This is a genomic window from Plasticicumulans sp. (assembly GCF_035331805.1).
Taxonomy (GTDB): Bacteria; Pseudomonadota; Gammaproteobacteria; order Competibacterales; family Competibacteraceae; genus Plasticicumulans.
The window spans coordinates 1-7,092 of record NZ_DAOLKE010000125.1 but is presented as its reverse complement, the minus strand read 5'-3'; the positions used below and the strand labels follow the sequence as shown (position 1 = coordinate 7,092).

Sequence of the window (7,092 nt, the reverse complement as noted above, 5' to 3'; positions counted from 1 at the left end):
GCACGCTCGCGCCCGCCGAGGTAGCGGCGCACCAGCACGAAGAACAGCGGCACGAAGAACAGCGCCAGCACGGTTGCCGACAGCATGCCGCCGAGCACGCCGGTGCCGATCGAATGCCGGCTGCCGGAGCCGGCGCCGGTGCTGATCGCGAGCGGCAGCACGCCGAGCATGAACGCCGCCGAGGTCATCACGATCGGCCGCAGGCGCTGGTGCGCGGCCGACAGCGTCGCCTCGATCAGGCCCATGCCCTTGCGCTGCAGCTCGTGCGCGAACTCGACGATCAGGATGGCGTTCTTCGCCGACAGGCCGATCGTCGTCAGCAGCCCGACCTGGAAGTACACGTCGTTCTCCAGCCCGCGCAGCTCGGTGGCCGTGACCGCGCCGATGACGCCGAGCGGCACGACCAGCAGCACCGCGAACGGAATCGACCAGCTCTCGTACAGCGCCGCCAGCGCCAGGAACACCACGAGCACCGACACCGCGTACAGATACGGCGCCTGCGAGCCGGACTGGCGCTCCTGCCGCGACAGGCCGGTCCATTCGTAGGCGATGCCCTGCGGCATCTGACCCATGATCCGCTCGACCGCCGCCATCGCCTCGCCGGAACTGCGCCCCGGCGCGGCCTCGCCGACGATCTCGATCGACGAGCTGCCGTTGAAGCGCTCCAGCCGTGGCGAGCCGTAGACCCAGTACGCATGCGAGAAGTCCGAGAACGGCACCATCGCACCGTCGCCGTTGCGCACGTACCAGCGGCTGATGTCCTCGGGCCGCATCCGGAACGGCGCGTCGCCCTGCACGTAGACCTTCTTGACGCGACCGCGATCGAGGTAGTCGTTGACGTAGTCGCCGCCGAGTGCGGTGCCGAGCGCGTCGTTGACCTCGCTCATCGTCAGCCCGAGCGCGCCGGCCTTGGCGGTGTCGATGTCGACCTGCAGCTGCGGCGTGTCATCGAGGCCCTGCGGGCGCACGCGCGTCAGCAGCGGCTCCTGACGTGCGAGTTCGAGGAAGCGCTCGCGCGCCGCCACCAGCGCCTCGTGACCGACGCCGCCGCTGTCCTGCATCTGCACGTCGAAGCCGGTCGAGTTGCCGAGGCCGCGGATCTGCGGCGGGTTCATCACGAACACCTGCGCATCGCGGATGCGCCCGAGCGTCTTCGTCGCGCGCTCGACGATCGCCGGGGCGCGCAGCTCGTCACGGTCGCGCAGGCTCCAGTCGCGCAGCTTGATGAAGGCGGTCGCGACGTTCTGGCCGTTGCCGCCGAAGCCGAAGCCGGAAACCGCGAACACCGAGCGCACGGCGTCCTTCTCGTGGTCGAGGAAGTAGTTCTCGACCTGGGCGATCACGTCGAGCGCACGCTCCTGCGTCGCGCCGACCGGCAGCGTGATCTGCGCATACAGCGTGCCCTGGTCCTCATCGGGCAGGAAGCTCGTCGGCAGGCGCAGGAACAGCACGCCGAGCACGCCGAGCAGCAGCACGTACAGCAGCACGAAGCGCAGCGGCCGGCGCACGATGCCGCCGGCGGCCGCGGCATAGCGGTCGGTCGTGCGGCCGAAACCGCGGTTGAAGGCCGCGAACGCGCGCCCGAGCCGGCCGTGGCCGCCGGCGTGATGGCCTGCGGGCAGCGGCCGCAGCAGCGTCGCGCACAGCGCCGGCGACAGCGTCAGCGCCACCAGCACCGACAGCGCCATCGCCGAGACGATGGTCACCGAGAACTGCCGGTAGATGACGCCGCTGGAACTCTGGATGAAGGCCATCGGCACGAACACCGCCGACAGCACCAGCGCGATGCCGATCAGCGCGCCGCTGATCTGGTCCATCGACCGGCGCGTGGCTTCGAGCGGCGAAAGCTTTTGCTCCGCCATCACGCGCTCGACGTTCTCGACGACGACGATGGCGTCATCGACCAGCAGGCCGATCGCCAGCACCATCGCGAACAGCGTCAGCGTGTTGATCGAGTAACCGAGCGCGGCGAGCACGCCGAAGGTGCCGAGCAGCACGACCGGCACGGCGATGGTCGGGATCAGCGTCGCGCGCCAGCTCTGCAGGAACAGGTACATGACGCCGAACACCAGCACGACCGCCTCGATCAGCGTCTTGACCACTTCCTCGATCGACAGGCGCACGAACGGCGAGGTGTCGTTGGCGATCACGGCGCGGATGCCGGACGGGAAGAAGCGCTCCAGTTCGCGGATCTTCGCCTCGGCGGCCTCGGCGACCGCGAGTGCGTTGGCGCCCGAGGCGAGCCGGATCGCGAGGCCGGCGGCCGGGCGGCCGTTGAAGCGCGCCAGCACCGAGTAGCTCTCGGCGCCGACCTCGACGCGCGCAACATCGGACAGGCGCACGGTGGCGCCGTCGGTGGCGCTGCGCAGCACGATGGCGCGGAACTGCTCCGGCGTCTGCAGGCGGCTGCGGGCGTTGATGGTCGCGTTCAGACCGGTGCCGGGCGCGGCCGGCAGGTCGCCGAGCTGGCCGACCGCGACCTGCGTGTTCTGCGCCTCGATCGCCGATTTCACGTCGGCCGGCGTCAGCGCGTACTTCACGAGCTTCGCCGGATCGAGCCAGATGCGCATCGCGTACCTGGCGCCGAGCAGCGTCGTCTCGCCGACGCCGTCGATGCGGCTGATCGGGTCGAGCACCTGGTTCGAGACGAAATCGGCGATGTCGGTGCCGGTCACGTCGTCGCGATCGGACACGAAGGCGTAGACGGCGAGGAAGCTGTTCGCCGACTTGGTGACGGTCACGCCCTGCGACTGCACGGCCTGCGGCAGCAGCGCCAGCGCCAGTTGCAGCTTGTTCTGCACCTGCACCTGGGCGATGTCGGGGTTGGTGTCGGCCGAGAAGGTCAGCTCGACGCGCGCGGTGCCGGCGGACGAACTGTTCGAGCTCATGTACTGCAGCCCGTCGATGCCCTTCATGTTCTGCTCGATGACCTGCGTCACCGAGTCCTCGATGGTTTTGGCCGAGGCGCCGGGATAGGTGGCGTTGATCGCGACGGTCGGCGGCGCGATGTCGGGGTACTGGGCAATCGGCAGCGTGAAGATCGCCAGCGCGCCGGCGAGCATGATCGTGATCGAGATCACCCACGCGAAGATCGGGCGATCGATGAAGAATCGGGCCATGGTCGCGCGCTCCGGCTCAGATCGGATCGAGATCGGTCAGCGGGCGCAGGCCGGCGGTTTCCCGCTTCGGCGCCGACCACGGCAGCGGCTTCACCAGCGCACCGGCCTTGACCTTCTGCAGGTTGTCGACGATCACGCGCTCGCCGGCGGCGATGCCGGTCGTCACCAGCCAGCGGTCCCCGACCGCGCGCTCGGTGACCAGATCGCGGCGCTCGGCCTTGCCGTCGGCATTGACCACCAGCGCGCTGGCCTTGCCGCGCGCATCGCGGCTGACGGCGCGCTGCGGCACCAGCAGCGCCTGCTGCGCGATGCCCTCTTCGAGCACCGCGCGCACGTACATGCCCGGCAGCAGGCGCTGGTCCGGGTTCGGGAATTCGGCGCGCAGCGTGATCGCGCCGGTGCCGGCATCGACCGTCACCTCCGAGAACAGCAGCCTGCCGGTCTGCGGGTAATCGCTGCCGTCTTCGAGCTTCAGGCGCACGGTGATGCTGCCGTCGGCACCGGGGTGGCTGAGCCGGCCGCTTTTCAGCGCCTGCTGCAGCTCCAGCCATTCGGTGCTGGAGCGCTGCACATCGACGTAGACCGGATCGAGCTGCTGGATGGTCGCCAGCGCCGTGGTCTGGTCGGCGGTGACCAGCGCGCCCGGCGTCACCGACGAGCGGCCGATGCGCCCGGCGATCGGCGCGCGCACCTGCGTGTAGTCGAGGTTGATGCGCGCGGTCTCGAGCGCGGCCTTCTGGGCCTCGACCTCGGCCTGCGCCTGCGCGAGCGCCGCACGCGCGTCGTCGTAGTCCTGATCGCTGACCGCCTTGATGCGCACCAGATCCTTGTAACGCTCGGCCTTCAGCTGCACCGAGCGGATGTCGGCCTGCGCCTTGGCGAGCGCGGCCTTCGCGCTGTCGTACGCCGCCTGGAAGCTCGCCGGATCGATGCGGTACAGCAGCTCGCCGGCGCCGACCTCGGCGCCTTCGCGGAACAGCCGCTGCTCGATGATGCCGCCGACCTGCGGGCGCACCTCGGCGACCAGATGCGCGCGGGTGCGTCCCGGCAGTTCGGTGGTCAGCGTCAGCGGCTCGGGGCGGATCTCGACGACACCGACCTCGACCGGCGCCGGCGCCGCCGGCTTCACGGCCGCCTGCGGCTCATCGCAGCCGCTGAGCGTGACGGCGACCAGCGACAATGGCAGCACCAGCCCGAGGATCAGCGGCCATTCGGATTTGCGGGATTGCGGCATGGGGGGAAGTCTCGGGCAGGACCGGCGGACACAGGGGGGACCGGCACGGCAGGGTTCTCGTTATGGATTTTTTGATCATGAACCCGGAAAGCCCGTTCAAGTTCAGGCGATTACACGCTGTTACACGGTTGCGACAGCCGGCGGACACGTGCACGCGGCCGCTCGCCGCACCGCTAAACCTGCGCCGGCTCTGGCTTTGTCGATCGGCATGCGGCCGGTGAAGCGGCTAACTCACGATTAAATCCGTATGGCTGATACTGGATGTCTGCATAGGCAGGCATCTGCGCAGGGCTTGAGGTCCGTGCAATGCCGTGCGGATACCGGAAGCCGCCGTGGTGGACCTGCGGGGAGGCCGCAAGCGGAGCCGGTGGTGCGCATCCGGTCCGTCCGCCCTCGGCGCCTGCCCGCGGAGGCGCGCGTCGCGGCGCTCCGGCGCAGGCGGCAGGCAACTGCTGCAAACCCTTCAGTTTCAGGTGTTTCGGCGGACAGGCGTCGGGCCGTTCGCGGCATGGCCATTGCTGACCGCGGAATCCGGCACGGTCCGCAATGCGCACTGATGTACCGCTCAGGCCGATCCCGCGTGAATGCGTGGTTTATCCCCCGCTCTCCCATCCCTTCCCGGCGAGGGGGAAGGGAATGAAATGACCGGGCATTCAAGTCGTGATGGGTATCAGACGGCTCATGGCATTCCGGACCCGCCATTCGGGACGATTCCGGCCGGACATCTCCCGCGAAACGATATCCGTTCTTGCGCTGCGGCAATTGTCCATTCGCATCGGATGACGATCCGGATGCGGGCGACCGATGGCGGCATCGGCGATTTCCTGCCCGGAAGCTCGCCGGAGATTCACTGGGGAATCCGCCGGATCGCAATCACTGCCAAATCCTGATGCGGAATTACCGGAAACCACCGGGGCATGGCGGTGAAGGATGCGGAAACCGGCCGGCACCGTCCGGAAACCGGAAGCGGCGCACTGCAAGCGGGAATGCATCAGGTCCTTGCATCCGGCGGACGCGCTCGAACGTCCGTCGACCGGCCCGCATCGCGAAAGCCGGGCCGGTCCCGGAGGATGCAGCCCGGGCACGACGGCCGGCAGCCCGGATCAGGACTTCGGCCCGTCGCCCGAACTGCCGATGAACAGCCAGCCGAAATACACGCCCATGCCGAGCATGAAGAGGATGACCAGCGCCGACAGGATGCCGGTCCAGTCCGAAAACAGCAGCTTCAGGGTGTCCATCGCAGGCTCCGCGCAGGGGTTGGAAATGCGCGTGAGCGTCCGCCTGCCGGCTGCGGACCGCCATGCGGATTCGCAGCCGCAGCGGCAGGACGCGATCCTCGCGGGAGCGGATTTCGGGAGCAACGGCCGGCGGAACCGCGTCCTGCCGGCCGGACAGGCAGACCGGGCTTCAGACGTTGACGCCGTGCACCGAGAACCACTCGCGCATGCGCCGCCAGCCGTCCTCGGCCGCAGCCTTGCGGTAGCTCGGGCGGTAGTCGGCATTGAACGCGTGCGGGGCGTCCGGATAGATGACGATCTCGGACTGGCTGTGCGCCGAGGCGAGGCGGCTGCGCATGCGCCCGAGCGAATCCTGCGGGATGCCGGCGTCCTGCCCGCCGTACAGGCCGAGCACCGGCACCTGCAGCGAGTCGGCAATATTGATCGGGTGCTGCGGCGTCATCGCCGTCTCCTCGCCTTCGAGCTTGCCGTACCACGCCACGCCGGCGCGCACCTGCGGGTTGTGCGCGCAGTACAGCCAGGTGATGCGCCCGCCCCAGCAGAAGCCGGTGATGCCGAGCCGGTGGCCATCGTAATAACCGCTGCCCTGCGCCCAGCGCACGACGGTATCGAGGTCGCGCAGCACCTGTTCGTCGGGCACGAAGGCGACGATGGTCTTCAGCAGCGTCGGGATGTCGCTGACCTTGGTCGCGTCGCCCTGGCGGTAGTACAGGTCGGGCGCGATCGCGCAGTAGCCGAGCCGCGCCAGCCGCCGGCAGATGTCCTTGATGTGCTCGTGCAGGCCGAAGATCTCCTGCACGACCAGGATCAGCGGCAGGTTCTTCCTGCCCTGCGGCACGGCGCGGTAGACCGGCAGGAAACCGTCGTTGGCGGCGACGCGGTCCATGCCGGCATCGAGGCCGTCGGTCGGCGTCAGGATGGTATCGGCACAGACCGGCTGCACCGCTGCAGCGAAGCCGGCGGCGGCGAGCGCGCTCAGGAACTGGCGACGGGAGCGATCCTCGGGCGGAAGCGTCATCGGCGAAACTCCTGCAAGGCTGGGGAAAAAGCGTGAGGAGCCGGGAGCATAGACGCTGCCTGCTGCCCTCAGCCCGGCGCGAACACCGGTCCGAGCGGTCCGTCGAGGCGCAGCACCGGGTGGCCGTACAGCGCCGACAGCTGCTGCGGGCACAGCAGCTGCGGCCCGCCGGTGGCGGTGCGGCCATCGCCGTAGACCAGCAGTACATGCGTGCAGAAGCGCGCGACCAGCGTCGCGTCGTGGCTGACCATGATCCAGCCGCGCCCCTCGGCGGCGACGCGCGCGGCCAGCGCATCGAGCAGGCGCACCTGATAACCGAGGTCGAGGTGATTGGTCGGCTCATCGAGCAGCAGCACGGCCGGGTCCTGCGCCAGCAGCGTCGCGAAGCCGAGCCGCCGGCGCTCGCCGCCGGACAACGTTGCGACCTGACGCTGCGCATGCGCGGCCAGCCCGGTCGCGGCCAGCGCCGCCTCGACCGCCGCC

The 7,092-nt window shown here is 69.4% G+C and carries 5 protein-coding genes; all 5 read right to left on the bottom strand.

The features are described from left to right. Positions 1 to 3,119: efflux RND transporter permease subunit (locus tag PKE44_RS10385; RefSeq protein ID WP_324550796.1), on the bottom strand; the 3,119-nt coding region annotated here is incomplete at its 3' end. A gap of 16 nt (positions 3,120 to 3,135) precedes the next feature. Next, the gene (locus PKE44_RS10380) at positions 3,136 to 4,353 is read right to left on the bottom strand and encodes an efflux RND transporter periplasmic adaptor subunit (RefSeq protein ID WP_324550794.1); all 1,218 of its coding nucleotides are present in this window, start codon (positions 4,351 to 4,353) and stop codon (positions 3,136 to 3,138) included. Positions 4,354 to 5,456: 1,103 nt separating this feature from the next. Continuing rightward, a complete protein-coding gene (locus PKE44_RS10375) occupies positions 5,457 to 5,591 on the bottom strand; it encodes a DUF3149 domain-containing protein (RefSeq protein WP_324550791.1) in 135 nt (44 codons plus the stop codon). 169 nt (positions 5,592 to 5,760) lie between these two features. Further along, positions 5,761 to 6,609 carry a dienelactone hydrolase family protein gene (locus PKE44_RS10370; protein WP_324550788.1) on the bottom strand — a complete coding sequence of 283 codons (849 nt, stop codon included), beginning with the start codon at positions 6,607 to 6,609 and terminating at the stop codon, positions 5,761 to 5,763. Between the two features lie 68 nt (positions 6,610 to 6,677). Further along, positions 6,678 to 7,092, bottom strand: a 415-nt coding sequence (locus PKE44_RS10365; protein ID WP_324550786.1) for an ABC transporter ATP-binding protein, incomplete at its 5' end; no start/stop codon positions are given.